A 24,022-nucleotide genomic window follows, 5' to 3' on the forward strand; every position below is an offset into this window, starting at 1 on the left:
CCTCCGCCGCATGCCACCTGAGCCAGCGCAGCGCTTCCGCGGGCCCGTCCTCCCGGACGGCGAGCCCACCGACCTCTACGTCGTCGACGGCCGGATCACGTTCGAGCCGCAGGCCGGCGCCGACACGGTCGCCGAGGGCTGGATCGTGCCCGGCCTCGTCGACGCCCACTGCCACCTCGGGCTCGACGACTTCGGCGCCACCGACGACGAGGCCACCGAGCAGCAGGCGATCGCCGACCGCGACGGCGGGGCGCTGCTCATCCGCGACGCCGGCTCGGCCTCCGACACGCGCTGGATCCACGACCGTGACGACCTGCCCCGCCTGATCCGGTGCGGGCGCCACATCGCGGCGACCCGGCGCTACATCCGTGGCTACGCCCACGAGGTCGAGCCCGCCGACCTGGCGACCTACGCCGCCCAGGAGGCCCGCAACGGCGACGGGTGGATCAAGCTCGTCGGCGACTGGATCTCCCGCGAGGAGGGTGACCTCGCGCCGTCGTTCCCCGCGGAGGCCTTCGCCGACGCGATCGCCGCCGCGCACGCCGAGGGCGCCAAGGTGACCGCCCACTGCTTCGGCCACGGCGTCCTGCCCGGCCTGATCGAGGCGGGCATCGACTGCATCGAGCACGGCACCGGGCTCACCGAGGACCTGATCGACGCGATGGTCGAGCACGGCACCCGGCTGGTGCCGACCGTCATGCAGCTCGACAAGTTCCCCCAGCACGCGGCGGCCGGGCAGGAGAAGTTCCCCGCCTACGCCGCCACGATGACCGACCTCTACGCCCGGATGCCCGCCACGATCATGGCGGCCTGGGAGGCGGGCGTGCCGATCTACGCGGGCTCGGACGGCGGCGGCATCAGCCGCCACGGCAACATCGCCGGCGAGGTCGAGGCCCTCGTCCGCATCGGGATGCCGGCCCACGACGCGCTGGGCGCGGCCAGCTGGCGGGCCCGGGAGTGGCTCGGGGTGGACGGCCTGGTCGAGGGCGCCTCGGCCGACTTCGTCGTCTACGACCGCGACCCGCGGGCCGACCTGTCGGTGCTGCGTACGCCGACGCGCGTGGTCCTGCGCGGGCGCAGCGTGGTCTGAGCCGACCGGCCCTCAGTCGACGTCGGACGACCGGCACGCCCGTGCGGCGGTCAGGTCCGTGGGACGCTGCTCACCCCGCTCGCGTGGGCCCGGGAAAAGGATTGGGAGCCGAGCCCCCGCACGCGATGGAATGCGCCCATGAGCACCCTCGTCGACCTCTTCCCGCCCCTCGGCCTGCACGTGGTGGCCGGCCCGCTCGAGCTGCGGGGGCTCACCGACGAGCTGATCCTCGAGGTGTGCGACCTCGTCGAGGCCGGCATCCACGACCCCGAGGAGATGCCGTTCTACTTCCCGTGGACGGCCGCGCCTCCCGGCCAGCTCGCCCGCAACACCGCGGCCTACCACTGGGGCAAGCGGTCGACGTTCTCGCCCGACGACTTCTGCCTCGACCTCGCCGTGCTGCTCGACGGCCGGGTGGTCGGCTGCCAGGGCGTCTCCGCGACGCACTTCCCGGTGACCCGGACCGGGGAGACCGGCTCGTGGCTGGGGCGCGAGTTCCAGGGCCGTGGGCTCGGCACCGCCATGCGGCAGGCGATGTGCGCCCTGCTCTTCGACCACCTCGGGTTCGAGGAGATCACCTCGGCGGCGTTCCTCGACAACCCCGCCTCGCTGGCCGTCTCGCGCAAGGTCGGCTACCGGACCACAGCGGTGCGCCGGTACAAGCGCCGGGAGGGCGAGCTCGCGCTCAACCAGGGGCTGGTGCTGACGCCGGAGGCGTTCGTCCGTGGCGCCGAGCCGATCCGCGTCACGGGGGCCGAGGCGGTCCGGGCCTTCATCGGGCTCGACGCGTAGGGTCGCCGCCACGGGGCGGATTGGTCGTCGTGCCTCGCCTCTGGCAGAATCAGTCCTTGTGTCCTGCGTGCCCGGACCCTCTCTCCGATCACGCAGCGCCCTTCGAGTGACCCGCACCGGTGACCCCACCTGGCAACGGTCCCTCACCCACGACAATTTCTGAGGAGACACCACAAACGTGGCCGTCAAGATTCGCTTGAAGCGCCTGGGCAAGATCCGGGTGCCGCAGTACCGCATCGTCGTCGTCGACTCGCGCAAGAAGCGCGACGGCAAGGTCCTCGAGGAGATCGGCAAGTACCACCCGAAGGAGGACCCGTCCTACATCGACGTCGTCTCCGACCGGGCGCAGTACTGGCTCGGCGTGGGCGCGCAGCCCTCCGAGGCCGTCGAGGCGATCCTGAAGATCACGGGCGACTGGCAGAAGTTCAAGGGTCTGCCGGGCACCGAGGGGACCCTCCGCGTCAAGGAGCCCAAGCGCTCCAAGCTCGACATCTTCAACGAGGCCCTCAAGGAGGTCTCCGCCGACCCGAAGGGTGGCGCGGTGACCTCGAAGAAGAAGGCCGACAAGGCGGAGAAGGCCGAGAAGACCGAGGCGAAGACCGAGGAGAAGACCGAGGAGAAGGCTGAGGCGCCCGCCCCGGTCCCGGCCTCCGAGACGCCCGAGGGCGCTGCGGACGCCAACGCCGACCTCGAGAACGTCACGGCCGAGGACGCCGGCAAGAACACCTCCGGCGTCGACGCGGACAAGCAGGCCTGATCGTGCTCGCCGAGGCACTCGAGCACCTGGTGCGGGGCATCGTCGACCACCCCGACGACGTCGTCGTCCGCGACAAGCAGCTGCGTCGCGGCTCCATCCTCGAGGTCCGGGTCCACCCCGACGACCTCGGCAAGGTGATCGGCCGCAACGGTCGCACCGCGACCGCCTTCCGCACCGTCGTCTCGGCCCTCGCCGGCCGTGGCGGTGCGCGGGTCGACTTCGTCGACACCGACCGGCGCCGCTGAGCGACCGACAGCCTCATCGACGGGCATCACTCCGAGCAGGGGTGGTGCCCGTCGGCCGTCCCCGGGTGCGGCGATAGCCTCGGCGCGTGAACGAGGACAACGCGGACGACATCGAGGTCGTGATCGCTCGCATCGGCAAGCCCCACGGCATCCGCGGCGAGGTCACCCTCGACGTACGCACCGACGAGCCCGACCGTCGCTTCGCCCCGGGGACGACCCTGCGCGCGGAGGCACCGGCCGGCGCCGACCGGCGCCCCACCAGCCTGACCGTCACCCGCGCCCGTTGGCACCAGAGCACCCTCCTGGTGACCTTCGAGGAGCTGGCCGACCGCAACGCCGCCGAGGCCGTGCGCGGCACGGTCCTCTACGCCACCATCGGCCGCGACGAGACTCCCGAGGACCCCGACGAGTTCTACGACCACCAGCTGGTGGGCCTGGACGTGGTCGACGTCGACGGCAGCCCGCTCGGCACCGTCACGGCGCTCGTGCACGGCGCCGCCCAGGACCTGCTGACGGTGCGCACGCCCGACGGCCGCGACACGCTGGTGCCGTTCGTGTCCGCCCTGGTGCCCGAGGTCGACCTCGCTGCCGGCCGGGTCGTCGTCGCCGACCGCCCCGGCCTCGTCTCGCCGTTCCCCGACGAGGCGACCGACGGGGCGAGCGACGGCGCGAGCGACGAGGACCGCCCATGAGGATCGACGTCGTCACGATCTTCCCCGACTACCTCGCCCCGCTTGGGCTGAGCCTGCCGGGCAAGGCGCAGGACCGCGGCCTGCTCGACGTCACCGTCCACGACCTGCGGCAGTGGACCACCGACCGGCACCGCACCGTCGACGACACGCCCTACGGCGGCGGCGCCGGCATGGTCATGAAGCCGGAGCCGTGGGGCCGGGCGCTGGACGCCGTGGCGGCCGGCGCGACGATCGTCTTCACCACGCCCAGCGGCGAGCCGTTCACCCAGGCGCTCGCCCACGAGCTGAGCGGGCAGGAGCACCTGGTCTTCGCCTGCGGACGCTACGAGGGCATCGACCAGCGGGTCATCGAGCACGCGGCGACGCTCGGCACCGTGCGCGAGGTCTCCCTCGGCGACTACGTCCTCAACGGGGGAGAGGTCGCCGCGCTCGCCATCACCGAGGCGGTCGTCCGGCTGCTGCCCGGCTTCATGGGCAACGCCGAGTCCCTCGTCGAGGAGTCGCACGCCGACGGACTGCTGGAGTACCCCGTCTACACCAAGCCCGCCTCGTGGCAGGGTCGCGAGGTCCCCGAGGTGCTGCTCTCGGGCGACCACGCCCGGATCGCGGCGTGGCGGCGCGAGCAGGCCGCCCTCCGCACCGCCGAGCGCCGGCCCGACCTGCTCGGCGCCGGTGCGCTCGTGGGCGCCTTGCGCGATCTCGACGTACGCCCGGCCGTGCCCGCCGACGCCGGCGAGCTCTACACGCTCCAGCGGGCCTGCTGGCTCCAGGAGCTCGAGGCCAATCCCGGGGTCGAGATCCCGGCGCTGCGCGAGTCGCTCGACGACGTACGCCGCGGGCTGGGGGAGTGGACCGTCATGGTCGCCCGCGAGCCGTCCTCCGGCCGGCTGGTGGGTGCCGTGCGCGGTCGCGTGGACTCCCACGGCGAGTGGGACATCGGTCGCATCATGGTCGCGCCCGACCTGCAGGGTCGCGGGCTGGGCCGGGCGCTGCTCGAGCTCGTCGAGGGGCTGGCACCGTCCGAGGTGACGACCTACGTCCTCTTCACGGGGGCAGGCTCGACCGACAACCTCCGGATGTACAAGAAGGCCGGCTTCCGGCTGCGCCCGGACCGCCCGGCCCCGCCGGGGGCCGTGGTGCTGACCAAGCAGGTCCGGCGCCGGATTTCACGCTGACCCGCTCGCTCTGGCAGACTTCACCCTTGGTCCGCTCGAGGCCAGGGTCGCCCGGTCGCATCCTCCGATGCGTGCTCCGGGGTCCCGCCGCACCGCACCTGCCACAGGGGGCGCACCGGCCGGCCGCACCGGGCACCAGCCAAGTCCATCACCACCAGAATCCGCGGCTGACCTGTGGCACCCGCGAGGAGCAACGACATGACCAACGTCATCGCCGATCTCGGCACCGCCATCAAGCGTGACGACGTCCCGGACTTCCGCGCCGGCGACACCGTCAAGGTCCACGTCAAGGTCATCGAGGGCAGCCGCTCGCGTGTCCAGGTCTTCCAGGGCGTCGTGATCCGCGTCCACGGATCGGGCATCGGCCGCACCTTCACCGTGCGCAAGGTCTCCTTCGGCGTCGGCGTCGAGCGCACCTTCCCGGTCAACTCCCCGATCTTCGAGAAGCTCGAGATCGTCACCCGCGGTGACGTGCGCCGGGCCAAGCTCTACTACCTGCGCAACCTGCGCGGCAAGGCCGCCAAGATCAAGGAGCGCCGCGAGGCGTGATCCGTCGAGCCACGCCCCCGGCGTGGACCCGACCAGCGACTCGTTAGTCTCTGCGAGTGACTTCTGATGACCGCGGTTCTTCGTCCCTCTCGATGGGCGAGGGACCGCGGTCGTCGCGTTCGGTGCAGGTCCCGGGACAGGGTCCGGAGGGCGACGCGATGACCGGACGCACGCGCCGCGACGCCGACCCGAAGGCCGGTCGTGGCAAGCGCAAGCAGCTGCCGCTGTGGCAGGAGACGATCCTCCTGCTCGGCGTCGCGCTGGTGCTCGCGATCGTGATCAAGACGTTCTTCGTCCAGGCGTTCTACATCCCGTCCGAGTCGATGGAGCCGGGGCTGATCCTCAACGACCGGATCCTGATCCAGAAGGTCTCCTACTGGGGCGACGACGAGCCCGAGCGCGGTGACGTGGTGGTCTTCAAGGATCCCGGTGGCTGGCTGCCGCCCGTCGACTCGGCGGGCCCCACCAACCCGGTCGCGAAGGTGATGGCCAAGATCGGCCTCTACCCGACCGGCGGCCACCTCGTGAAGCGCGTCATCGGCGTCGCCGGCGACACCATCGAGTGCTGTGACGACAAGGGCCGGCTCATCGTCAACGGCAAGCCGCTCGACGAGTCCGCCTACGTCAAGCGCGGCGGCGCGAGCTGCAACGGCCCGATGCCGACCAACGGCGCCTGCGACGAGGAGTGGTCCGTCGGCCCGATCCCCGACGGCCACGTCTTCGTGATGGGCGACAACCGGTCCCGCTCGGCCGACAGCTCGCAGAAGATGTGCCGCCCCGACGAGACCGAGTGCGTGCCGGGCGACGAGTTCGTCCCGGTCGACCTCGTCGTCGGCAAGGTCTTCGTGCTGCTGTGGCCCGCCGACCGGTTCCGCTGGAACACCCGCCCGGACACGTTCGAGGACGTGCCGGACCCGTCCTCGTGAGTGCCCCGTCCCACCTGCCGCCCCAGCCGCTGCCGGGCGGTGTCACCGTGCGCCGCGACGCCGGGATCTACGGCTACGAGCGCGCACTGCGCCGGGCAGGGCTGGCGCCCGTCGCCGGCGTCGACGAGGCGGGCCGCGGCGCGTGCGCCGGGCCGCTCGTCGCGGGCGCAGTCGTCCTGCCGCCGGGAAGGGCGGGCATCGTCCCGGGGCTGGCCGACAGCAAGCTGCTCACCGAGGCTGCCCGCGAGCGCGTCTACGCCCAGGTGGTGCGCCGCGCGCTGGCGTGGTCGGTGGTCGTGGTCGACAACGAGGAGTGCGACCGGCTCGGCATGCACGTCGCCAACGTCGAGGCGCTCAGGCGCGCGGTGGCCCGCCTGGGGACGCGGCCGTCGTACGTCCTCACGGACGGGTTCCCCGTCGACGGCCTCGGCGTGCCGGGGCTCGCGGTGTGGAAGGGCGACCGGGTGGCCGCCTGCATCGCCGCCGCCTCCGTGATCGCCAAGGTCACCCGCGACCGGCTCATGGTCGGGCTCCACGACGAGTGGCCCGACTACGACTTCCGCACCCACAAGGGCTACGTCACCGCCGAGCACGAGGCCGCGCTCGCCGAGCACGGGCCCTCGCCGGTCCACCGCATGCGGTTCGTCAACGTGCGCCGGGCGGCGGGGCTGGAGGCGGCGGGCGGGGACGAGGTGGCTAGTCTCGGCCGTGGAACGGGAAGCACCACCGAGGAGGACGCATGAGCGCCGAGGATCTCGAGAAGTACGAGACCGAGATGGAGCTCACCCTCTATCGCGAGTACCGCGACGTCGTCGGCATCTTCAAGTACGTGGTGGAGACCGACCGCCGCTTCTACCTGTGCAACCAGGTCGACGTGAAGGCGCGCTCCGAGAGCGGCGACGTGTTCTTCGAGGTGTCGATGACCGACGCCTGGGTCTGGGACATGTACCGGCCCGCCCGGTTCGCCAAGAACGTGAAGGTGCTGACGTTCAAGGACGTCAACGTCGAGGAGCTCGCGCCCCAGGAGATCGACCCTCCCAAGGACTGACCCGCCCCCTGCGGGCCTCCGTGGTCGTCTGAGTCCCCGCTCGAGCGGGGACTCCGACACCTGGAGGGGGTTGCAACCGCCTCGAAGTGTCAGACAAGGCCTCCAAGCCGGGTCTCGCACCATCGGGCGTACGACGCGTCGCTCAGGCCGGGGCGGCACCGACCTGGCCGCGGAACGTCCACAGGCACCCTCGTCCGGCCGTTCTCCACAGGCTGCCGGCCGGACCGCCGAGGGGCGTCGGAGGGTCGCGGTGTGCTGGGTGCTCACCGACCCGTCCACCGGAAGGCACCCACGATGGCCCGACCAGCTGCCGCCTCTCCCTTCGCCCTCGACGCCGCCGCCGAGCACCGCCGCCGGCTGGGGGCGCGCGGCGAGAGCATCGCGGTCCGACACCTCACCGGGCTCGGCCTGGTCCTGCTCGACCGCAACTGGCGCTGCGACGCCGGCGAGATCGACCTCGTCCTGCGCGACGGCAACGTGTTGGTCGTCTGCGAGGTCAAGACCCGCACGTCCACCGACTACGGCACGCCGCTGGAGGCGATCGACCGGCGCAAGGCCGACCGCCTGCGACGCCTCGCCGCCCGGTGGCTGCTGGCCCACGACTGCCATCCCGACGACATCCGCCTCGACCTGGTGGGCGTGCTCACGCCGCGCGGTCGACCGGTCGAGGTCGAGCACGTCGAGGGAGTCGGTTGATGGCCTTCGCGACCGCCCGCTCGCTGGCGCTCAAGGGGGCCGACGGCCACGTCATCGACGTCCAGGTCGACGTGTCCCCGGGCCTGGTCACCACCACGATCATCGGCCGCGTCGACAAGAGCCTGTCGGAGGCCCGCGACCGGGTCCGCATGGCGATCAACAACGACTGCGGGCGCTGGCCGGCGACCAAGCGGGTCACGATCCTGCTGGCGCCCGCCGACCTGCCCAAGCGCGGCACCCACTACGACCTCGCCATCGCGATCGCCGTCCTGGCCGCCGACAAGTCGCAGCAGGAGCTGACGCCCGACCTGCTCGAGGGCTGGGCCTTCATCGGTGAGCTGTCCGTCGCCGGCGGGCTGCGGCCGGTGCCGGGGGTGCTGCCCATGGTCATCGCCGCGGCGGCGCACGGCATCACCCGCGTGTTCGTGCCCGAGCCGCAGGCCGCCGAGGCGGCGCTGGTGCCGGGGATGACCGTGTTCGGGGTCCGGTCGCTGGCGCAGGTGTCCGCCGTGCTCCGCGGGGTCGAGGTGCCCGAGGCGCCGCCGGTGGTCGCCCCGTCGGCCAGCCCACTGGCGACGTGGCGCGGCGAGGACCGCCTTGCCGACCTCGACCTGCGCGACCTCGACGGGCTGGAGGACGTCCGCTACGCCGTCGAGGTGGCGGCGGCCGGCGGCCACCCGATGATGCTCATCGGGCCGCGCGGGACGGGCAAGACGTCCATCGCCGAGCGCATCCCGACGATCCTGCCCGACCTGACCACCGAGCAGGCGCTCGAGGTGACCGCCCTCCACTCGGTCGCCGGTGCGCTGCCGCACGGCAGCGGCCTGTTGCGCCGACCGCCGTGGTTCGCCCCGCACCACTCGGCCACCGCGGCGAGCGTGCTCGGCGGCGGCACCGGCAGGGTCCGCCCCGGTCAGGTGAGCCTGGCCCACCACGGGGTCCTGTTCCTGGACGAGTTCCCGCACTTCCGCGCCGACGTCGTCGAGGCGATGCGCCAGCCCCTCGAGTCGGGCGAGGTGACCATCGCCCGGGGTGAGGAGTCGGCCACCTACCCGGCGCGCTCCCTGGTGGTCCTGGCGGCCAACCCCTGCCCGTGCGGCAACTTCCACGGCCTCTCCGGCGGCAGCTGCGACTGCAGCGAGGTGCAGCGCTCCCACTACCGCCGCAAGCTCACCGGGCCGATCCTCGACCGGGTCGACATCTGGATGGAGGTACGCCCCCAGCGTGGGCGCCGGGCCGTGTCGTTCGGGCCGGAGCCGGAGTCGTCGGCCGACGTGCGGGCCCGCGTGGCGGAGGCCCGTGAGCGCCAGGCCCGCCGCTACCGCGACTGCGCCTGGCTCCTCAACTCCTCCTGCCCCGGCCCCGTCCTCGCCGAGCGATGGCCGCTCGAGCCCGCGGCCCAGGCGCTGGTCGACGCGGCGCTGGCTGACGGCACGCTGACCCGCCGCGGGCTCACCCGCGTGCAGCGGCTGGCCTGGACGGTCGCCGACTGCGCGGGGGTGTCGCGACCCGGCGTCCGTGAGGCGGAGATCGCCCTCGCGCTGCGGTCCGACGACGCGGCCCGGAGCCTGCCGGCGCGCGTGGTCTCGGTGGCTGCGTCATGACCACCGACCCGGGGTCGGCCGCGGACGCCGAGCGACTCGCCCGGGTGGTGCTCAGCTGCGGTGTCGAGCCGGGCGACGGCACGACGTCGTCGCTCGTCCGGCAGATCGGCGCCGTCCGCACGCTCGAGGGCCTGCTGGTGCCCAAGCCCGGCAGCTGCCTGCACCAACGCCTCGAGGAGGTCGACCCGGCCCGCCGGCTCGAGCAGGCCGCGAAGTGCGGCATCCGGTTCCTCGTTCCCGGCGACCCCGAGTGGCCGACCGCGCTCGACCAGCTCGACGACGCGATCACCGACAAGGGGGTGGGCGGCACTCCACCCGGGCTGTGGGTGAGGGGACCCATGCCCCTCACCGAGCTCGCCACGTCCGTGGCCGTGGTCGGCTCCCGCACCGCGTCGGTCTACGGCGTCGAGGTGACCCGCGGAATCTGCGACCGGTTGGCGGCAGCAGGCGTGCCGGTGGTCTCGGGTGGCGCGATCGGCATCGACTTCGTCGCCCACGACGCGACCCTGGAAGCCGGAGGGACGACAGCGGCGGTCCTGGCATGCGGCGTCGACCGGGTCTACCCGACGCAGAACCGCCCCCTGCTCGCGCACCTCGCAGCCGAGTTCGCCGTGGTCTCCGAGCAACCCCCTGGCTCCGCCCCCACCCGGCCGCGCTTCCTCGCGCGCAACCGGCTGATCGCGGCCCTGACCCGCGGCACCGTGCTCGTCGAGGCCGCCCTGCGCAGCGGGGCCCTCAGCACTGCGGCGTGGGCCGAGGCGCTCAACCGGCCGGTGATGGGCGTGCCCGGCCCGGTGACGAGCTACACCTCGCAAGGGGTCAACCACTGGCTCCGGGAGGGCCGGGCCACGGTGGTGAGCGACGGCGCCGAGGTCCTCGAGCTGATCAGCGAGGCAGGCGAGCACCTGGTCGACGAGCGGCGGGGTGAGCAGCGGCCGCGCGACACCCTCACCCCCGTCGACCGGCAGGTGCTGGAGTGGGTGCCGGTCGGCACGCCGGCCGGTGTGGACTCGATCGCCCGCCTCGCCTCGCTGCACATCCGCCAGACCGAGGCAGCGCTCCAGCGGCTGCTGGACAAGAGCTTCGTCCGCTACGAGGAGGGCGGGTGGCGACTCGCGCCTGACGTGTGACGGGCTCCCGCGCACCTAGGCTGCGGGGGTGAGCAACGAAGCGACCGGCGCGGCCGCTCCCGAGGCCGGCGGCACCGACGTCGAGGCCGACGTCGAGGCCGAGGCCGCGGGCGGCCTGTCCGAGTCCATGGTGCGGCTGCTCGGCGACTACGAGCGCCATCTCGTCTCCGAGCGTGACCTCGCGCCCCACACGGTGCGGGCCTACCTCGGCGACATCGCCGGCCTGCTCGACCACTGTGATCGGCTCGGCATCACCGAGATCTCCGACCTCGACCTCCGCACCCTGCGCAGCTGGCTCGCGCGGCTGCAGACGACCGGCCGCAGCCGCACCACCATCGCCCGCCGCGCCACGGCCGCGCGCGTCTTCACCGCCTGGCTGCACCGCACCGGCCGGCTCGACGCCGACCCCGGCGCGGCGCTCGGGTCGCCGAAGAAGCACAAGACCCTCCCGTCGGTGCTCCGCGCCGACGAGGCCGAGGCCCTGATCCGATCGGCGGCCGACCTCGCCGACGACGGCACCCCGGTCGGGGTGCGCGACGTCGCCATGCTCGAGCTGCTCTACGCCACCGGGATCCGCGTCGGCGAGCTCGTCGGGCTCGACATCGACGACCTCGACGCCGAGCGCCGCGTCGTACGCGTCTTCGGCAAGGGCCGCAAGGAGCGCTCCGTGCCCTACGGGGCCCCGGCCGGTAAGGCGGTCGACCGCTGGCTGACGGCTGGGCGTCCGCACCTGCGCGTCGAGGGTTCGGGACCGGCGCTGTTCCTGGGGGTGCGGGGGCGCCGCATCGACCAGCGCGCCGTACGCGATCTCGTCCACCGTCGCATCGTCGACGTCCCGGGCGCGCCCGACATCGGGCCCCATGGCCTGCGGCACTCCGCGGCCACCCACCTGCTGGAGGGCGGCGCCGACCTGCGGTCGGTCCAGGAGCTGCTCGGGCACGCCTCGCTGGCGACGACCCAGCTCTACACCCACGTCACGACCGACCGGCTGCGCCGGGCCTACCAACAGGCCCACCCCCGCGCCTGAGCGTCATCCGAACCCGCAGTCCTGGGTGCCGGTTCGTATGACGCAGCAGGCCGGGCGGCGGGGGAGCCCCGCGGGTGGGTGCTCAGGCGAGCCAGTCCACCGGGCGCCGCCATTGTGAGAGCGGCGGGCTCCACGGGAGCCGGAGGGTCGTGGGCTCGTCGCGCCACAGGGGCAGCAGCCGCACCGGCCCGCCCCCGACCAGTGAGAGTGGATCGAGGTAGACCCGGTCGTCGCCGTCTCCTTCGACGAGTCCCCAGTGGAGGCAGGCGGCGGGGACGCAGTGCCCGTCGGCGATCACGAGGCGGCCGATCACCGCGCCCGCGGCCACCTCCTGGCCGCGCTCGACGGACGCCATGACCGGCTCGTAGGTCGTCCGGCGACCGCCGTGCAGCACGGTCACCACCGGCTTGCCGCCGATCGAGCCGGCGAACCCGACCGAGCCGGCCAGCGCCGCGCGCACCGCCTGGCCCGGTGCGCCGGCGAGGTCGACGCCGCGGTGCCCGGAGGCGTAGGGGTGGGGCGGCGGCTCGAAGCGGCGTACGACGTCGGGCTCGGGGTGGAGCGGCCAGACGCCGGTCGGCTCGTCGCCCGGGTCGTCGGTCTCGCCGGCGGCGGACCCGGAGACCCCGAGCACGACGGTCATCAGGAGCGCGCCGAGCACGGCGCAGAGGAGGGCTCGCATGCGCTCCACCCTCGCCCGGCACCGCGGAGCGCGACAGCGCCGGTGGAGCGGCCTGTGGACGAGAGACGCGAGCGCGTGCCTGTGGACCAGTAGCGGTCCGCGCTGCTTCCCGCCCTGCCTCCCGCCCTGCGCTCGCCCGCACGCTCGGGCCACGCTCAACCCACGCTCGGCCCGGCACCCGCTGCGATTGGCCCCGCGGGGAGGCGCGGGCTTACGATGTGCGGAGCAGTCCACCCGGACTGACTTCGCACGCTCGCTGACCGCGTCGGAATGCATCCCTGGTTCCGGACCGCCCGTGGGCGTCGGTCCTCAGTTCGCGCCGGTCCCGCCGGCGTGATCGGACCGGCGCGCGAGCGTCAGGGCTCCCGGCACCCGCCGGGCGCAGCAACTGAAAACCAGCAGGAGCCCGCTCCCGGTCCGACCTGTCGCAAGGTCGGGCACGTCGGCGAGCGCCTCCGTCACCACAGGAGAATCCATGGCAGTCGTCACCATGCGCCAGCTGCTCGAGAGCGGCGTCCACTTCGGTCACCAGACCCGTCGCTGGAACCCGAAGATGAAGCGCTTCATCATGACCGAGCGCAACGGCATCTACATCATCGACCTGCAGCAGTCGCTCGCCTACATCGACCGGTCCTACGCCTTCGTCAAGGAGACCGTCGCCAAGGGCGGTGTCGTGATGTTCGTCGGCACCAAGAAGCAGGCCCAGGAGGCCATCGCCGAGCAGGCGACGCGCGTCGGGATGCCCTACGTCAACCAGCGCTGGCTCGGCGGCATGCTCACCAACTTCCAGACCGTGCACCAGCGGATCAACCGCCTCAAGGAGCTCGACGAGGTCGACTTCGACAACGTCGCCGGCTCGGGTCGCACGAAGAAGGAGCTCCTGCAGATGAAGCGGGAGCGCGACAAGCTCGACAAGACCCTCGGCGGCATCCGCGAGATGTCCAAGGTCCCCTCCGCGGTGTGGATCGTCGACACCAACAAGGAGCACCTGGCCGTCGAGGAGGCGCGCAAGCTGCGGATCCCGATCATCGGCATCCTCGACTCCAACTGCGACCCCGACGTCGTCGACTTCCCGATCCCGGGCAACGACGACGCCATCCGCGCGGTCGGCCTGCTGACCCGCGTGGTCGCCGACGCCGTCGCCGAGGGCCTCATCGCCCGCTCGGGCGCCAAGTCCGGCACCACCGAGGGCGCCGTCGGTGCCGAGGAGCCCCTCGCCGAGTGGGAGCGCGAGCTCCTCGCGGGTGACGCCGAGAAGGCCGCCGCGGCCGCCACCGGTGACGCCACCGCCGAGACCCCGGCCTCCGAGGCCACCGGTGCCGCCGCCGAGGCCCCGCAGGCCGACGCCGCCGCCGAGGCCGCGACCGACGCCCCTGCCGCTGGCAGCGACGCGCCGGCCGCCGAGGTCACCGCCGACGTCGACGCCGCTGCGGCCGAGGCCGCCACGGTCGACACCGCGACGGCCGAGAAGGACGCCGAGCCCGCCGCCGACGAGCCCACGGCCTGATCGTCCCCGATCGCGGCGGCGCGCAGGACCTGCGCGCCGCCGCGTCCGCCTCCACCGAACCGCAAGGAAGAAGGACCATGGCCAACTTCACCGCTGCCGACGTCAAGAAGCTCCGTGAGCTCACCCAGGCCGGGATGATGGACTGCAAGAAGGCGCTCACCGAGACCGACGGCGACTTCGACAAGGCCGTCGAGCTGCTCCGCGTCAAGGGTGCCGCCAAGGCCGCCGCCCGCGGCGCCGAGCGCGAGACCGCTGCCGGCCTCGTCGCCACCTCGGGCAACGCGCTGGTCGAGCTCAAGAGCGAGACCGACTTCGTGGCGAAGAACGAGGACTTCATCGCCAAGGCCCAGCAGATCGCCGATGTCGCCGACGCCGTCAAGGCCACCGACACCGAGGCCCTCAAGGCCGCCGAGCTCGACGGCAAGACCGTCGGCCAGGTCATCGAGGACCTCGCCATCACCATCGGCGAGAAGATCGAGCTGGGCGACGTCGCCTACTTCGACGGCAACACCGTCACCTACATGCACAAGCGTGCCGCCGACCTGCCGCCCGCCGTGGGCGTGCTGGTCGAGTTCGAGGGTGACGAGACCGCGGCCCGCGCCGCCGCGATGCAGATCGCCGCGATGCGTGCCCAGTACCTCACCCGCGACGAGGTCCCCGCCGACCTCGTCGAGTCGGAGCGCTCGATCGCCGAGCAGAAGACCCGCGAGGAGGGCAAGCCCGAGCAGGCGATCGCGAAGATCGTCGAGGGTCGCCTCGGTGGCTTCTTCAAGGAGATCGTGCTGCTCGAGCAGGAGTCGGTCACCGAGTCCAAGAAGTCGGTCAAGGCCGTCCTGGACGAGGCCGGCACCACCGTGAAGCGGTTCGCCCGCTTCGAGGTCGGCGCCTGAGCCAGCCCCACCCCGACACCCGACGAGGGGTCGTACGCCATCGGCGTACGGCCCCTCGTCGCATGTCAGGCGGCGTCAGGAGGCCCGGTCGTCCCGGGACGTGTCCCACCCCACCCCCGGGAGCCGCTCGGTTCGTCGGGCACCGCCGGGTCCGGTAGGTTTCGGGTGACCACCCAGGCGCTCGAAGGGATGCACGTGGCGTACAAGCGAGTCCTCCTCAAACTCTCCGGTGAAGTGTTCGGCGGAGGCGAGGTGGGGTTGAACCTCGACGTCATCAACGCACTCGCCGGCGAGGTGGCGGAGGTCGCCAAGTCGGGCGTGCAGATCGCGATCGTCGTGGGCGGGGGCAACTTCTTCCGCGGCGCCGAGCTGCAGCAGCGCGGCATGGAGCGGGCCCGCGCCGACTACATGGGCATGCTCGGCACCGTGATGAACTGCCTCGCCCTCCAGGACCTCATCGAGAAGCACGGCGTCGAGACGCGCGTGCAGACCGCGATCACCATGGGCCAGGTCGCCGAGCCCTACATCCCGCGCCGCGCCATCCGGCACATGGAGAAGGGCCGCGTCGTGATCTTCGGCGCCGGCGCCGGCATGCCGTTCTTCTCCACCGACACCGTCGCCGCCCAGCGGGCGCTGGAGACGCGGTGCGAGGTCATCCTGATGGGCAAGCAGGGCGTGGACGGCGTCTACGACTCCGACCCCAAGACCAACCCGGCGGCGGTGAAGTTCGACCGCCTGACCTACGACGAGTACCTCGCCCGCGACCTGAAGGTCGCCGACGCGACCGGCATCGCGATGGCCCGCGACAACCGGATGGACATCGTCTTCTTCAACCTCTCCACGCCTGGCACGATCGTGCGGGCGGTGCGGGGTGAGAAGATTGGCACGCTGGTGAGCAGCTCGGCCTGACCGGGCCCGAGCCCACCCGCACACGACGTACGAGGAGAGAGAGCAACCGTGATCAAGGACGTCATGAACGATGCCGACGCCAAGATGGGCAAGTCGGTCGAGTCGACGCGCGAGGAGTTCGCCGCCATCCGGGCCGGTCGTGCCAACCCGGCCATGTTCGCCAAGATCACGGCCGACTACTACGGCACCCACACGCCCCTGCAGCAGCTGGCGAGCTTCACCTCGCAGGACGCCCGCACGATCCTGATCCAGCCCTTCGACATCGGCGCGATGGGCAACATCGAGAAGGCCATCCGCGACTCCGACCTCGGCGTCAACCCCGCCAACGACGGCAAGGTGCTGCGCTGCGTCTTCCCCGAGCTGACCGAGGAGCGCCGCAAGGAGTTCATCAAGCTCGCCAGGTCGAAGGCCGAGGACGGGCGCGTCTCGGTGCGCAACGTGCGCCGCACGGCCAAGCAGGCGCTGGAGAAGCTCGAGAAGGACGGCGAGGTCGGCAAGGACGACGTCACGGGTGCGGAGAAGCGCCTTGACGCCCTCACCAAGACCCACACCGACAAGATCGACGAGCTGCTCAAGCACAAGGAAGCCGAGCTGCTCGAGGTCTGAGCACCCCCGTCGATGACCATTCCTGACCCACCGGCCGCGCCGGCCCCGCAGCCGCAGGCGCCCAACGGCCACGGCCGTGCCGGCCGCGACCTCAAGGCAGCCGTCACCTCGGCCGTGCTGCTGGTGGGCGCCGTCCTGCTGTCGCTGGTGCTCTGGAAGCCCGCCTTCATGGGCATCGTCGCGATCGCCGTCGTGGTCGCCGTGTGGGAGCTGCACCGCGGTCTCGCGGTCAAAGGCATCGACATGCCGGAGCAGCCGCTGATGCTGGGCGGCGTCGTGATGGTCGTGGTGGCCTACGTCTGGGGTGCCCCGGCGCTGGTGACCGCGACCGCCGTGACGGCGCTGGTGGTGATGCTGTGGCTGCTGCGCCGCGGCGTCGAGGGCTACGTCAAGAACGCCACCGCGTCGGTCTTCACCCTCGTCTACGTCCCGTTCCTCGCCTCGTTCGTCGCGCTGCTGCTCGGCGAGGGGGGCACCGCGCCGGGCTTCGGCCTCGACGTCGACGACCCCGGCGTGCGCGGGGTCATCACCTTCATCGCGATCACCGTCGCCTCCGACACCGGCGGCTACATCGCGGGCGTGCTGTTCGGCAAGCACCCCATGGCGCCGGTCATCTCGCCGAAGAAGTCGTGGGAGGGCTTCGCCGGGTCGATGACCGCCACTGTCGTGGTGGGCGTGTGGCTGGTCACGGCCTTCCTCGGCGGCGACTGGTGGGTCGGCGTGCTGCTCGGCGTGATCGCCGCGGTGATGGCGACCCTGGGCGACCTGTGCGAGTCGGTGATCAAGCGCGACCTCGGCGTCAAGGACATGAGCCACGTCATCCCCGGGCACGGCGGGCTGATGGACCGGCTGGACTCCCTGCTGGCCACGGTGGCCCCGATCTGGCTGGTCCTCTACTACCTCGTCTTCTGACGTGCGGCTCCTCGTCACCGGTGGTCGCACGGGCTACCTGGGGCGCCACGTCGTCGCCGCCGCCGCGGCCCACGACGTCGTGCCCGTCGGCTCCGGGGACGCCGACGTGCGCGACCGCGCGGCCGTGCTCGACCTCCTCGAGCACCACCGGCCCGACGCCGTGGTCCACACGGCCTACGTCCAGTCCGACCGCTCGGTGACCGCCGACGGCGCGGCCCACGTGGCCGAGGCCGCGAGCCGCGTCGGCGCGCGGATGGTGCTGGTGTCCAGCGACGTGGTGTTCGGCGGCGCCGACGAGCCCTACGACGAGACGGCGCCCACCGACCCCGTCACGCCCTACGGCGAGGCCAAGGTGGCCGCCGAGCACGCGGTGCTCGCCACGTGCGAGGGCGCGGTCGTCGCCCGCACCTCGCTCATCCTCGGCGACGGGGCCTCGCAGCACGAGGTGCTCGTACGACGGCTCGCGGCCGGGGCCGACGGCGGCCTCTTCGCCGACGAGCGGCGCTGCCCGGTCCACGTCGAGGACCTGGCGCGGGCCCTCGTCGAGCTCGCCGAGGGCGACGTGCGGGGCGTGCTGCACGTGGCCGGTGCCGACGGCACGAGCCGGCACGAGCTGGGCCGGCTCATCGCACGCCGCGACGGCCTCGACCCCGACGCGCTGCGGGCGACGACCCGGGCGGAGCTCGCCGTGCCCGGCCCCGTCGACGTACGCCTCGACTCCACCCGCGCCGCCGCGCTCCTCTCGACGCGCCTGCGCGGCGCCCGCGAGTTCCTGGCACGATGATCGTGCGATGACCCTCCACCTCGTCCGGCACGGCCGCCCGCTGGTGCGGCGCGCGGTCCCCGCCGCGCAGTGGGACCTCGACCCGGCGGCGTACGACGACGTGTGGGCGCTGCGGTCCTCCGGGCGCCTGCCCACGGCGGCGGCGTGGTTCACCTCGCCCGAGCCCAAGGCGGTGCAGACCGCCCAACTGCTGACCGACGGTGACGTCGGGATCCTGGACGACCTCCGCGAGCACGAGCGGTCGGGGGAGTGGGTCGACGACTTCGCCGGCGCCGTGCGCCGCGCCTTCGCGCACCCCGACGTGCCGGCCGTCGCGGGGTGGGAGCCCCTCACGGCGTGTCGCGAGCGGGTCGTGGCCGCGGTGCGGAGGGTGCTCGACGTGCACGGCACCGACGACGTGGTCCTCGTCGGGCACGGCACGGCCTGGACCCTCGTGGTCGCCGACCTCACCGGGCAGCAGCCCGACCTGGACCGCTGGGAGGCGCTCGCGATGCCCGACGTCATCACAGTGGATCCCTGACCCTGCTCGCCGCGTCCCCGACCTCCCGACGTCGCCCGTCCCCGCGCGCCACGTGCGCGGCGGGACGCGCGAGCGCCTAGGGTGGCGCCGTGGAGATGCAACAGGAGCACGAGGTGCCGCAGGAACGGCACTTCGAGTGGTGGCACCACAGCCACCCGACGTTCGCGGGCATCACCGGCTTCTTCGCCGGGATGCTCTACGTTACCGCGCTGCCCGGGGCGTTCGCGGGGATCCTGCGGCTGCTGTTCTCCTACGAGACGGCCGAGCGGCTCTTCCCGTTCGTGGTCCTCGCGCTGGCCCTCCCGATCGCGATGCTGGTCAAGCGCAAGACCCGCCGGTTCGCCCAGTTCATGTTCGTCGGCATGGTGGTGACCGCCCTCGTCGTCGGCGGCGTCGCGTCGCTGGTGCTCTACTTCATGGTCGACGCCTGACCCGCTGACCGGTCTGCGAATCGCGCCGCCGACCGCCGGGGTGGGACAATCGCCACGATGTCCGAGACGCCGACCGACCAGCAGCCGATCACGACCCTGCCCCTCGTGTTCAACGAGCCGCGGGGCCGCAAGAAGCCGCCGCGCCACCTCGCCGACCTCGACGAGGCCGGACGCAAGGCGCAGCTCGAGGAGATGGGCCTGCCCGGCTTCCGCGCCAAGCAGCTCAGCAACCACTACTTCACCCGCCTGGTCGACGACCCGGCCGAGATGACCGACCTGCCCGCCGGTCAGCGCGACGAGCTCGTGTCGGCGCTGCTGCCGGACCTGATGACGCCGCTGCGCACGATGGAGGCCGACAAGGGCACGACGCGCAAGACGCTGTGGCGGCTCTTCGACGGCGCCCTGGTCGAGTCGGTGCTGATGCGCTACCCCGACCGCGCGACGGTGTGCGTCTCCAGCCAGGCCGGCTGCGGCATGGCCTGCCCGTTCTGCGCCACCGGCATGGGCGGCCTGCAGCGCAACATGTCGACCGCCGAGATCGTCGAGCAGGTCGTCGCAGGCGCCCGCTCGATGGCGCGTGGCGAGGTGCCCGGCGGTCCCGGCCGCGTGTCCAACGTCGTCTTCATGGGCATGGGCGAGCCGTTGGCCAACTACAAGGCCGTCATCGGTGCCGTCCGCCGCCTCACGGAGCCCTCGCCCGCCGGGCTCGGCATGAGCGCGCGCGGCATCACCGTCTCCACCGTCGGCCTCGTGCCCCGGATCAACCAGCTCGCCCACGAGGGCATCCCGGTCACGCTGGCGCTGAGCCTGCACGCGCCGGACGACGAGCTGCGCAACGAGCTCGTCCCGATCAACACCCGCTTCTCCGTGGCCGAGACCGTCGAGGCCGCGTGGAACTACGCCGCCAAGACCAAGCGCCGCGTCTCCATCGAGTACGCCATGATGCGCGGCATCAACGACCAGGCCCACCGGGCCGACCTGCTGGGCGACGTGCTCAACTCCTACGGCGACTGGGGCTGGGTGCACGTCAACCTGATCCCGCTCAACCCCATCGAGGGCTCGAAGTGGACCGCCTCCGACCCGGCCGACGAGCGCGAGTTCGTCCGCCGGCTCGAGGCCAAGGGCATCCCGACCACGGTGCGCGACACGCGTGGTCGCGAGATCGACGGCGCCTGCGGGCAGCTCGCGGCCAAGGAGTAGCCCCCAGGGGGCAGCAGGCAGCAGCGGGGGTCAGCGGGGGTCAGCGGGGGTCAGCCGCCGGCGCGGTGGCCGGCAGCCGTCCGGACGACGTCGACGGCCTCCTCGACGGTGTCGACGAGGTGGACGTGCGGCTCCATCGCCCGGCCCGCGGCGAGGGCCCGCAGCAGGGGCCAGACCGGCAGCTCCTCGGTCCAGTAGCGGCGGCCCACGAGCACCATCGGGGCCACCGCGGTCACGTCGGCGTAGTAGTTCTCGCAGGCGTCCTGGAAGACCTCCTGCACGGTGCCGGCCGCGCCGGGCAGGAAGACGATGCCGGCGGTGCACACCTCGAGCAGCAGGGCCTCCCGGGGGGCGTTGGCGAAGAACTTCGCGATCGAGGTGGCGAACACGTTGGGCGGCTCGTGGCCGTAGTGCCAGGTGGGGATGCCCAGCGACTCGCGGCCGGCCGCGGTGGCAGCGAGGACGTCGAGGGCCGTGCGTGCCCAGGCGCCGACGTCGGGCCGGAAGGACGGCACCGTCGCCACGGCCGCGAGCGCGCCGTCGAGGTCCCCGGGGACGAACGCGCCGAGGTTGGCCGCCTCCATGGCTCCCGGGCCCCCGCCCGTGGCGACCGTGAGGTGGTCGCCGAGCGCGTGCCCGAGGCGAGCCGCGTCGGCGTACGCCGGACTCCCCCGCTCGAGGGCGTGCCCGCCCATCACGCCGACCACGTCGCGTCCGGCCACCCAGCCGGCCAGGGCCGCGTCGACGTGGTGGTCGTGCAGGGCCATCGCCAGCGTGTCCTCGGGGCTGGTGTCGCGGCGGGACCAGGCGTAGGCACGGGCGTCGAGGGTGGCGGGGTAGCGGGAGGAGTCGTAGAGCTCGGTGGGGGAGTAGAGGCCCGCGCGGTAGGGGTCGACCGGGATGCCGGGGATCTCGTGGAGCACGATCGCCCCGGCGCGGCGTACGGCGTCCTCGTCGTCGTCGGTGAGGTCGCACCCCAAGAACAGCGACTGGTCGAGCGAGCGCTCGAGCAGGGCGGGGCCGCGACGGGTGAGGTCGAGGCCCAGCAGGCGCCAGCCGGCGAGTGAGCGGGCGCCGGCGGCCAGCCTGCGGTCGAGGTCAGCCAGGGTGGTGACGTCGACGACGCGTCCGTGGGAGTGCTTCACGCCGCCCAACCTAGGGTGCCCGCCCACGTCCCGTGGAGGGTGGCGGGCGAGCACCCCGGTTCCCGCTCGGCGCCTCAGAAGGCGTGGGCCATCAGCTCGCCGAACAGCTCCTGCTCGTCGACCTCGAGCCCGCGCGAGCGGAACCAGGCGCACATGTTGGCGCAGTCGCGCAGCAGGAAGTCCATGCCGCGCGGGTTGCCGACGAGGTCGACCATCTGCGGCAGGTCGATGATCACGAGCCGGTCGCCGGCCGCGAGGGTGTTGTAGGGCGACAGGTCGCCGTGGACCTGGCCGGCCTGGACGAGGGTGGTCAACGCGTCGCGCAGCTGCTCGTAGTAGCTCTCGACGACCGCCCGCTCGGGGCGGACCTGGGCCACGCGGGGCGCGGTCTCGACCTCGCCGTCCACGCGGTGGGTGATCCACTCCATGACGATCTCGGTCTCGTCGATCTGCACCGGGTAGGGGACGGGCAGGCCGAGCTCCCAGCAGCGGCGCAGTGCGTTCCACTCCGAGACCGCCCACTCCCCGGCCGCGACCTGGCGGCCCCAGGTGGACTTGCGCTTGAGGGCGCGGTTGTCACGCGACCGCTTCATCGAGCGGCCCTCGGTGTAGGACGCCGCCCGGTGGAACGTGCGGTGGTCGGTGTCGCGGTAGCGCTTGGCGGCCATCACGACCGCCTCGTCGGGCCGGTGCGGGTCCATCCGCTCGAGGAGGAAGACGTCGGCCTCCTTGCCGGTCTTGAGCACGCCGAGGTCGGTGTCGATGGCGCCGCTGGAGGTCACGACCCAGTCAGGGCGTGGCTCGGGGCCCTTCATCAGGGCTTCGAGGTCCTCCCAGCGGGACCAGCGCTGGCCGTCGCCGAGCTCGTCGGCGTAGGTCTGGTAGGTGAACACGAACGACTCGTCGATGCCCTCCAGGGGCGGACGGCCGTCGGTGCGGAGGAGCTCCTCCGGGGTGCGGGGAGCGGACGGCTCAGGTGTGCCGTGGGGGGTGGGGTGGGACGTGGGCTGGGACGTGGGATCGAACATGGGGTGCGACAACGCGGGTGCTCCGTGGGTGCGAGAGGTGGTCGGCGGGCAGGCCGAGGACAGCGATGGACATGTCACGGCTCCTCTCGTCACGGGGCACGGCGTGCGTCGGCACGCGGCGGGCGGGCGCGCGTGTGCGCCTCGTCGGGTCCATGGTGACGGCCGCGTCGAGCGCTCCGCAACGCATTTGATTCGCGCTAGGTTCGGACGGTGAGCATCCGAGCCCTCTCCCGGCCCCTGCTGTCCTCCGCACTCGTCGCGGTGCTGGCCGTGGGGATCACCGGCGCGGCGACCGCAGACACCCGCGCAGACACCCCCGCCGAGCCCCGCGGGCTCCTCGGCGCTCCCGTCGACGGGGCCTCCGGCATCGGCGACCCCTACTGGCCGCTCGACGGCAACGGCGGCATCGACGTGCGCCGCTACGCGATCGACAACCGCTACGACCTGGCGACCCAGCGGCTGGCGGGCCGCACGACGATCGAGCTGACCGCGACGCAGGACCTCGCGAGCTTCTCCCTCGATTTCCTGCTGAAGGTGTCCGCGGTGCGCGTCGACGGGCGCAGGGCGAGCTTCACCACGACCGACCGCGGCCACGAGCTGCGCATCACCCCAGACCGGCCGCTGGCCGCGGGCACCGAGCACACCGTCGTGGTGGCCTACGCCGACAAGCCGGGCAGGCACGCCTACGCCGGCGAGCGCAACTGGCTGGCCAACAAGCGCGAGGTCGTCACGATGAACGAGCCGCACATGGCGCCATGGTGGTTCCCGGCCAACGACCACCCGCTGGACAAGGCCGTCGTCGACGTGAGGATCCGCGTGCCCAACGGCCGCGAGGTCATCTCCAACGGCAAGCTCCGCGGCCGCGACGTCGGCAGGACCACCACCGAGTGGCACTGGCGCGCCGACGAGCCGATGGCGCCGTACCTGGCGTTCTTCGCAGCCGGTGACTTCACCATCGCCAAGGGCAGGCGCGGCGGCCTGCCGTGGCTGGTCGCGGTCTCCCAGCAGCTGGGCGAGGGCGACCAGCAGGCGAGCATGCGGCTGATGAAGAAGACCCCGGCCGTCGTCGCCGGCCTGGAGAAGGACCTGGGCGACTACCCGTTCTCCGTGGTCGGCGGCATCACCACCGGCCTCGGTCCCGGCTTCGCGCTGGAGAACCAGACCCGGCCGACCTACCCCGCGGTCGGCGCCAGCTACACCACCCTCGTCGTGCACGAGCTCGCGCACCAGTGGTTCGGCGACGACATCGCCGTCGAGGGCTGGTCCGACATCTGGCTCAACGAGGGCTTCGCCAGCTTCATGGAGTGGCGCTGGACCGAGACCCACGGCGGCCGGTCGGGCGACGCGATCCTGCGCAGCCACTACGACGGGGTCGCTGCCACCTCCGACTTCTGGACCGTGCTGGTCGGCGACCCGGGGGCAGCGAAGGTCTTCGACTCGGCCGTCTACGGCCGCGGCGCGATGACGCTGCAGGCGCTGCGCAACCGCGTCGGCGACGCCACGTTCTGGCGCGTCGTGCGCACCTGGATCCGCGAGCAGCGCGGCGGCAACGGCTCGACGGAGGAGTTCGAGGAGATGGCGGCCCGCGTCAGCGGGCACGACCTCCGCTCGTTCTTCGACGCCTGGCTGCGCACGCCCGCCAAGCCGGCGCCCACCGCCGGCAACGGGCTGGCGTGA

The 24,022-nt window shown here is 72.7% G+C and carries 27 protein-coding genes; 24 read left to right on the forward strand and 3 right to left on the reverse strand.

Annotated features, from left to right (window positions below):
• Positions 1–10 precede the first annotated feature (10 nt).
• The 14 genes from AC4H2S_RS08315 (at position 11) to AC4H2S_RS08380 (ending at position 11,731) form a co-directional block, all read left to right on the forward strand.
• Positions 11–1,090 carry an amidohydrolase family protein gene (locus AC4H2S_RS08315; RefSeq protein WP_491496489.1) on the forward strand — a complete coding sequence of 360 codons (1,080 nt, stop codon included), beginning with the start codon at positions 11–13 and terminating at the stop codon, positions 1,088–1,090.
• Between the two features lie 138 nt (positions 1,091–1,228).
• Positions 1,229–1,882, forward strand: a complete 654-nt coding sequence (locus AC4H2S_RS08320) for a GNAT family N-acetyltransferase (RefSeq protein ID WP_491496490.1) — start codon at positions 1,229–1,231, stop codon at positions 1,880–1,882.
• Positions 1,883–2,060: 178 nt separating this feature from the next.
• Positions 2,061–2,639: a 30S ribosomal protein S16 gene (rpsP, locus tag AC4H2S_RS08325; protein WP_491496491.1), complete on the forward strand. Its 579-nt coding sequence runs from the start codon at positions 2,061–2,063 to the stop codon at positions 2,637–2,639.
• Between the two features lie 2 nt (positions 2,640–2,641).
• Positions 2,642–2,884: an RNA-binding protein gene (locus tag AC4H2S_RS08330; RefSeq protein ID WP_091196877.1), complete on the forward strand. Its 243-nt coding sequence runs from the start codon at positions 2,642–2,644 to the stop codon at positions 2,882–2,884.
• Positions 2,885–2,970: 86 nt separating this feature from the next.
• Positions 2,971–3,576, forward strand: a complete 606-nt coding sequence (rimM, locus tag AC4H2S_RS08335) for a ribosome maturation factor RimM (RefSeq protein WP_491496492.1) — start codon at positions 2,971–2,973, stop codon at positions 3,574–3,576.
• Positions 3,573–4,751, forward strand: a complete 1,179-nt coding sequence (gene trmD / locus AC4H2S_RS08340) for a tRNA (guanosine(37)-N1)-methyltransferase TrmD (protein ID WP_491496493.1) — start codon at positions 3,573–3,575, stop codon at positions 4,749–4,751. The genes rimM and trmD overlap by 4 nt, the downstream gene beginning before the upstream one ends.
• Before the next feature lie 198 nt (positions 4,752–4,949).
• Positions 4,950–5,300 carry a 50S ribosomal protein L19 gene (gene rplS, locus AC4H2S_RS08345; RefSeq protein ID WP_491496494.1) on the forward strand — a complete coding sequence of 117 codons (351 nt, stop codon included), beginning with the start codon at positions 4,950–4,952 and terminating at the stop codon, positions 5,298–5,300.
• Positions 5,301–5,458: 158 nt separating this feature from the next.
• A complete protein-coding gene (lepB, locus tag AC4H2S_RS08350; RefSeq protein ID WP_491496495.1) occupies positions 5,459–6,226 on the forward strand; it encodes a signal peptidase I in 768 nt (255 codons plus the stop codon).
• Positions 6,223–6,969 carry a ribonuclease HII gene (locus tag AC4H2S_RS08355; protein WP_491496496.1) on the forward strand — a complete coding sequence of 249 codons (747 nt, stop codon included), beginning with the start codon at positions 6,223–6,225 and terminating at the stop codon, positions 6,967–6,969. Before lepB ends, AC4H2S_RS08355 begins: the two co-directional genes overlap by 4 nt.
• A complete protein-coding gene (locus AC4H2S_RS08360) occupies positions 6,966–7,274 on the forward strand; it encodes a DUF2469 domain-containing protein (RefSeq protein ID WP_207081985.1) in 309 nt (102 codons plus the stop codon). The genes AC4H2S_RS08355 and AC4H2S_RS08360 overlap by 4 nt, the downstream gene beginning before the upstream one ends.
• A gap of 294 nt (positions 7,275–7,568) precedes the next feature.
• A complete protein-coding gene (locus AC4H2S_RS08365) occupies positions 7,569–7,970 on the forward strand; it encodes a YraN family protein (protein WP_491496497.1) in 402 nt (133 codons plus the stop codon).
• Complete coding sequence (locus AC4H2S_RS08370) at positions 7,970–9,574, forward strand: YifB family Mg chelatase-like AAA ATPase (protein WP_491496498.1); 1,605 nt, start codon at positions 7,970–7,972, stop codon at positions 9,572–9,574. The genes AC4H2S_RS08365 and AC4H2S_RS08370 overlap by 1 nt, the downstream gene beginning before the upstream one ends.
• A complete protein-coding gene (gene dprA / locus AC4H2S_RS08375) occupies positions 9,571–10,704 on the forward strand; it encodes a DNA-processing protein DprA (protein ID WP_491496499.1) in 1,134 nt (377 codons plus the stop codon). Before AC4H2S_RS08370 ends, dprA begins: the two co-directional genes overlap by 4 nt.
• 127 nt (positions 10,705–10,831) lie before the next feature.
• Positions 10,832–11,731 carry a tyrosine recombinase XerC gene (locus AC4H2S_RS08380; RefSeq protein ID WP_491496754.1) on the forward strand — a complete coding sequence of 300 codons (900 nt, stop codon included), beginning with the start codon at positions 10,832–10,834 and terminating at the stop codon, positions 11,729–11,731.
• 82 nt (positions 11,732–11,813) lie between these two features.
• On the opposite strand, the gene AC4H2S_RS08385 is transcribed toward AC4H2S_RS08380, so the two are convergent.
• The gene (locus tag AC4H2S_RS08385; RefSeq protein ID WP_491496500.1) at positions 11,814–12,413 is read right to left on the reverse strand and encodes a M23 family metallopeptidase; all 600 of its coding nucleotides are present in this window, start codon (positions 12,411–12,413) and stop codon (positions 11,814–11,816) included.
• 475 nt (positions 12,414–12,888) lie between these two features.
• Here AC4H2S_RS08385 and rpsB point away from each other — a divergent pair, with 475 nt between their 5' ends.
• The 9 genes from rpsB to rlmN all read left to right on the forward strand — a co-directional run bounded on the left by rpsB (position 12,889) and on the right by rlmN (position 20,172).
• Entirely contained in the window at positions 12,889–13,920 is a 1,032-nt protein-coding gene (gene rpsB, locus AC4H2S_RS08390; RefSeq protein WP_491496501.1) for a 30S ribosomal protein S2, read from the forward strand.
• Between the two features lie 77 nt (positions 13,921–13,997).
• Complete coding sequence (gene tsf / locus AC4H2S_RS08395) at positions 13,998–14,810, forward strand: translation elongation factor Ts (protein ID WP_491496502.1); 813 nt, start codon at positions 13,998–14,000, stop codon at positions 14,808–14,810.
• Positions 14,811–14,999: 189 nt separating this feature from the next.
• A complete protein-coding gene (gene pyrH / locus AC4H2S_RS08400; RefSeq protein WP_186341253.1) occupies positions 15,000–15,719 on the forward strand; it encodes a UMP kinase in 720 nt (239 codons plus the stop codon).
• Positions 15,720–15,770: 51 nt separating this feature from the next.
• Positions 15,771–16,325 (forward strand): ribosome recycling factor, encoded by a 555-nt coding sequence (gene frr, locus AC4H2S_RS08405; protein ID WP_491496755.1) that lies wholly within the window; start codon positions 15,771–15,773, stop codon positions 16,323–16,325.
• 12 nt (positions 16,326–16,337) lie between these two features.
• The gene (locus AC4H2S_RS08410; RefSeq protein WP_491496503.1) at positions 16,338–17,237 is read left to right on the forward strand and encodes a phosphatidate cytidylyltransferase; all 900 of its coding nucleotides are present in this window, start codon (positions 16,338–16,340) and stop codon (positions 17,235–17,237) included.
• 1 nt (position 17,238) lies between these two features.
• Entirely contained in the window at positions 17,239–18,021 is a 783-nt protein-coding gene (locus AC4H2S_RS08415) for an SDR family oxidoreductase (RefSeq protein WP_491496504.1), read from the forward strand.
• Positions 18,022–18,028: 7 nt separating this feature from the next.
• On the forward strand, positions 18,029–18,541 hold the full coding sequence (locus AC4H2S_RS08420; protein ID WP_491496505.1) for a histidine phosphatase family protein: 513 nt from the start codon (positions 18,029–18,031) through the stop codon (positions 18,539–18,541).
• A 95-nt stretch (positions 18,542–18,636) separates the two neighbouring features.
• On the forward strand, positions 18,637–18,972 hold the full coding sequence (locus tag AC4H2S_RS08425; RefSeq protein ID WP_491496756.1) for a hypothetical protein: 336 nt from the start codon (positions 18,637–18,639) through the stop codon (positions 18,970–18,972).
• A 57-nt stretch (positions 18,973–19,029) separates the two neighbouring features.
• Positions 19,030–20,172: a dual-specificity RNA methyltransferase RlmN gene (gene rlmN, locus AC4H2S_RS08430; RefSeq protein ID WP_491496506.1), complete on the forward strand. Its 1,143-nt coding sequence runs from the start codon at positions 19,030–19,032 to the stop codon at positions 20,170–20,172.
• Positions 20,173–20,222: 50 nt separating this feature from the next.
• Here rlmN and AC4H2S_RS08435 read toward each other — a convergent pair whose 3' ends face one another.
• Together AC4H2S_RS08435 and AC4H2S_RS08440 are read right to left on the reverse strand one after the other, a co-directional pair.
• The gene (locus AC4H2S_RS08435; RefSeq protein WP_491496507.1) at positions 20,223–21,317 is read right to left on the reverse strand and encodes an LOG family protein; all 1,095 of its coding nucleotides are present in this window, start codon (positions 21,315–21,317) and stop codon (positions 20,223–20,225) included.
• 74 nt (positions 21,318–21,391) lie between these two features.
• Positions 21,392–22,345: a serine protein kinase RIO gene (locus tag AC4H2S_RS08440; protein ID WP_491496508.1), complete on the reverse strand. Its 954-nt coding sequence runs from the start codon at positions 22,343–22,345 to the stop codon at positions 21,392–21,394.
• Between the two features lie 210 nt (positions 22,346–22,555).
• Here AC4H2S_RS08440 and AC4H2S_RS08445 point away from each other — a divergent pair, with 210 nt between their 5' ends.
• Entirely contained in the window at positions 22,556–24,022 is a 1,467-nt protein-coding gene (locus tag AC4H2S_RS08445; RefSeq protein WP_491496509.1) for a M1 family metallopeptidase, read from the forward strand.

The organism is Nocardioides sp. Z13_37, from assembly GCF_058355585.1.

Bases quoted from the DNA above. Each gene is read 5' to 3' on its own strand.
- AC4H2S_RS08315 (WP_491496489.1), top strand. From the start codon at position 11: ATGCCACCTGAGCCAGCGCAGCGCTTCCGCGGGCCCGTCCTCCCGGAC.
- AC4H2S_RS08440 (WP_491496508.1), bottom strand. From the start codon at position 22,345: ATGTTCGATCCCACGTCCCAGCCCACGTCCCACCCCACCCCCCACGGC.
- dprA (WP_491496499.1), top strand. From the start codon at position 9,571: ATGACCACCGACCCGGGGTCGGCCGCGGACGCCGAGCGACTCGCCCGG.
- AC4H2S_RS08365 (WP_491496497.1), top strand. From the start codon at position 7,569: ATGGCCCGACCAGCTGCCGCCTCTCCCTTCGCCCTCGACGCCGCCGCC.
- rpsB (WP_491496501.1), top strand. From the start codon at position 12,889: ATGGCAGTCGTCACCATGCGCCAGCTGCTCGAGAGCGGCGTCCACTTC.
- AC4H2S_RS08410 (WP_491496503.1), top strand. From the start codon at position 16,338: ATGACCATTCCTGACCCACCGGCCGCGCCGGCCCCGCAGCCGCAGGCG.
- pyrH (WP_186341253.1), top strand. From the start codon at position 15,000: ATGCACGTGGCGTACAAGCGAGTCCTCCTCAAACTCTCCGGTGAAGTG.
- lepB (WP_491496495.1), top strand. From the start codon at position 5,459: ATGACCGGACGCACGCGCCGCGACGCCGACCCGAAGGCCGGTCGTGGC.
- AC4H2S_RS08320 (WP_491496490.1), top strand. From the start codon at position 1,229: ATGAGCACCCTCGTCGACCTCTTCCCGCCCCTCGGCCTGCACGTGGTG.
- AC4H2S_RS08420 (WP_491496505.1), top strand. From the start codon at position 18,029: ATGACCCTCCACCTCGTCCGGCACGGCCGCCCGCTGGTGCGGCGCGCG.
- tsf (WP_491496502.1), top strand. From the start codon at position 13,998: ATGGCCAACTTCACCGCTGCCGACGTCAAGAAGCTCCGTGAGCTCACC.
- AC4H2S_RS08370 (WP_491496498.1), top strand. From the start codon at position 7,970: ATGGCCTTCGCGACCGCCCGCTCGCTGGCGCTCAAGGGGGCCGACGGC.
- AC4H2S_RS08385 (WP_491496500.1), bottom strand. From the start codon at position 12,413: ATGCGAGCCCTCCTCTGCGCCGTGCTCGGCGCGCTCCTGATGACCGTC.
- AC4H2S_RS08360 (WP_207081985.1), top strand. From the start codon at position 6,966: ATGAGCGCCGAGGATCTCGAGAAGTACGAGACCGAGATGGAGCTCACC.
- rplS (WP_491496494.1), top strand. From the start codon at position 4,950: ATGACCAACGTCATCGCCGATCTCGGCACCGCCATCAAGCGTGACGAC.
- rlmN (WP_491496506.1), top strand. From the start codon at position 19,030: ATGTCCGAGACGCCGACCGACCAGCAGCCGATCACGACCCTGCCCCTC.
- AC4H2S_RS08380 (WP_491496754.1), top strand. From the start codon at position 10,832: ATGGTGCGGCTGCTCGGCGACTACGAGCGCCATCTCGTCTCCGAGCGT.
- AC4H2S_RS08425 (WP_491496756.1), top strand. From the start codon at position 18,637: ATGCAACAGGAGCACGAGGTGCCGCAGGAACGGCACTTCGAGTGGTGG.
- trmD (WP_491496493.1), top strand. From the start codon at position 3,573: ATGAGGATCGACGTCGTCACGATCTTCCCCGACTACCTCGCCCCGCTT.